Genomic DNA, 2816 nt, shown 5'->3' with positions numbered 1-2816 from the left:
GATCTCGCACGCCACGACCTTGCCGTCGTCGGGCACCCCCTCGGCCAGGGCCAGCGCGGAGTAGCCGGTGAACATGCCGACTTCCAGGGCCCGCCGCGCGCCGGTCAGGCGGGCGAGCATCCTCAACGTCTGCCCTTCGACGTGCCCGGAGAGCATCTCCGCCTCCAGGCCCCCGCCGGTGCTCGCGGGTGCGGTCTGCTCAGCGCGCATCGACCATTCGTGGGCCTCGGTGCGTCGGGCCAGGTCGGCCAGGGCCTCGGAGGGGGGTGTGGTGCATTGTGCGAGGTAGGGCTCCAGCCCGCCTACGAGTTCGGCGATCTCGCGCGTCTCGTCCACGAGGGCCTCGGGGACGTGGGCCGCGGCGAGAGCGCCGGTGAGGTCGCGCAACCGGGCCGCCGCGATACCGGACGGCGTGACCGGCCGCAGGTGCGGCGATGGCGCGCCGCTGGTGGCGGCCGGGTCCGACATTCGGCGGGGAGCCCTACGCGGGCTGGTAGGCGGGTGCTGCGGCGGGGGTGTACATGTCCTCACCCAGCCCCTCGCGGGGGTAGGCCGCGACGAGCGAGCGGTGTCGGCCCAGCGTCTGCTCGACCTCGGCAGGGGTGAGGTCGTTCAGGAAGGCGCAGTGGCCGATGGGGCTGGGCACGGCAGCCCGCAGCAGCCCGTCGCGGGTCTGGGTGATCGACGTGGTGGCGTGGCGCACCAGCTCGTCGGTCAGGTAGGGGCTGTCGATGGACAGGCCCAGCGCGGCGAACACCGCCAGGATGCGGTCCCGGTCGGTCTCGCTGATGTGGCCGCGCTCGGCGGCGATAGTGGCCGACAGCGCCATGTCGACGCTGATGGCGTGACCGTGGAACAGGTGCGGGTCGGGCGCGAGCTCCAACGTCGGGCTCCAGGTGTGACCGTAGGCGATGACCCGGTCGAGGTCGATCTCGTGCAGGTTGGGCACCTCGAGCGCCAGCATCGTGTCGATGGCGGCGTAGGTGAGCCGGTGCGCGACGGCGCGCAGGCCGGGGTCACCACCGCTGTGGCCGAAGCGGGTCGTCAGCAGCTCGGGGCCGCGGGCCTCCAGGGTCTCGAAGATCTCCGCGTTGCCGACGGTCGCGATCTTCACCAGCTCGGCCATGCCGTTGCGCACCTGGTCCAGCGGAAGGGTGCGCAGGAAGGAGAAGTCGAGGATGACCTGCTGTGAGGCATGGTAGGCGCCCAGGCGGTTCTTGTACGAGCGGTGGTTGACCGCCACCTTGATCGCGACACTCGCGTCGATCAGGCCGATCAGCGTCGTGGGGATGCGGATGTAGGGCGTGCTCCGCTTGTAGGTGGCGCACGCGAAGCCGGCGACGTCCGTGGTCAGGCCACCGCCGACGACGAGCACCGGCTCGGTGCGGTTGAGGCCGAAGTCGGCGATGCCGTCCACGATGTGCTCCACCGTGCGCAGCGTCTTGTCGGTCTCCTTGATCCGCACGTCGAAGACCGTCAGGTCGATGCCGTAGGTGATGAAGTAGCGCTGGATCTGCTCGGCGTACAGCTCGTGGACGGTGCTGTCGATGACCATGAGGCACCGCCCGAACTTGCGGTAGGCGTCGGCCAGGTCGGTGTTCTCCGGGGAGAACACTCCGTCGACGAGGCGCAGCGAGAAGTCGATCCGCTCGACGCCCTGGACGTCGAAGCCGGACTCGGTGGCGGTGTAGGTGGCCTCGGTCGTGCTCATGCTCTCTCCCGGGTCGTGGCGAAGGTCAGGAACGGGCGGCGACGGCGGCGAAGTCGACCGAGTCGACGACTCTGTCGGCCCCACTGAAGTCGTGTCCGGCGGTGTTGGCGTTGGGGAAGGCGAGGCAGCGCACCCCGGCGTCGGCTGCGGCATGGACTCCACCCACGTTGTCCTCGACGGCCACGGCCCGTTGGGCGCTGACGTCGAGCTGGTCGAGGGCATAGCGGTAGGCGGCGCCGTCGGGCTTGGGCGCTGAGACGTCACCGGAGTCGACGACGAGGTCGAAGAGCACGGCGTCCATCTCCGCCGAGGCGGCGTCGAGCAGGGCGCGCACGTTCTCCGGGGAGGTGGTGGTCACCAAGGCGAGCCGCATCCCGTGCTCCTTGGCGTTGACGAGCGTGTCGGCCACGCCGTCCCGCAGCGGCGGAGGGTTCTCGGTGAGCCGGCGGCGGAAGATCTCGGACTTGGTGGCGTGCACAGCCTCGGCGTCGACGTCATCGCCGCGGTCGGCGGCGTAGGAGGCGATACGGTCCTTGCCGCCACTGGAGGCGAGCATGGCCCGGTAGTCCTCGCGGTCCCAGGTCCAGTCGAGCCCGTGCTGGGCGAATGCCTCGTTGAAGGCCTCGCGCTGCAGCTCGGAGGTGTCGGCGATGGTACTGATGGAGCCGAAGAGCAGGGCGCCGGGGGGTTCGCGATGTTCCATGGGGAAACGGTAGGGGGCCGTCCGTGGCTGGTTTCGGGCGGGGCGCCGTCTGGCGCCGCAGGCCGTCGATGTATGGTGAAAGTTTTCACAAGCGCTTTGGAACGGGCGCTGCGGGCAGGCTGGAGGGTCTCTCGGTACGGTCACGGGGTGCCTGCCGATGTGATCACCGAGCTGTTGTCCGTGCCGACCTGGACGGCCTTCGACATCGACGACGAGGGGCGGGTGCTGGCCGGTCACGACGCGTTGGGCACGGTGCAGCTCGTCGAGATCGCCGCCGACGGCACTACTACCGCGCTGACGCACCTGCCGAGCAAGTGCTCGGGTCGCTATCTGCCGGGTCGTCGTGCCGTGGTGGTGCAGCACGACACCGCGGGTGATGAGCGGACGCAGCTGTCGCTGCTC

The 2816-nt window shown here is 70.1% G+C and carries 3 protein-coding genes and 1 pseudogene; 1 reads left to right on the top strand and 3 read right to left on the bottom strand.

Annotated features, from left to right (window positions below; translation table 11 throughout):
* From VJ976_RS00655 to VJ976_RS00645, 3 genes and pseudogenes are all read right to left on the bottom strand, one after another.
* Positions 1-468 (bottom strand): annotated as a pseudogene (locus VJ976_RS00655) (hypothetical protein); the annotation flags it as partial.
* A gap of 13 nt (positions 469-481) precedes the next feature.
* Entirely contained in the window at positions 482-1711 is a 1230-nt protein-coding gene (locus VJ976_RS00650) for a sedoheptulose 7-phosphate cyclase (RefSeq protein ID WP_324097905.1), read from the bottom strand.
* 25 nt (positions 1712-1736) lie between these two features.
* A complete protein-coding gene (locus VJ976_RS00645; protein ID WP_324097903.1) occupies positions 1737-2414 on the bottom strand; it encodes an HAD-IA family hydrolase in 678 nt (225 codons plus the stop codon).
* A gap of 147 nt (positions 2415-2561) precedes the next feature.
* Here VJ976_RS00645 and VJ976_RS00640 point away from each other — a divergent pair.
* A partial coding sequence (locus tag VJ976_RS00640; RefSeq protein WP_324097901.1) for a hypothetical protein occupies positions 2562-2816 on the top strand: 255 nt, incomplete at its 3' end.

It is taken from the genome of Ornithinimicrobium sp., assembly GCF_035267225.1.
Taxonomy (GTDB): domain Bacteria; phylum Actinomycetota; class Actinomycetes; order Actinomycetales; family Dermatophilaceae; genus Ornithinicoccus.
Note: the sequence above shows the minus strand (reverse complement) of the source record. Positions and strands in the feature narration are given on the sequence as shown.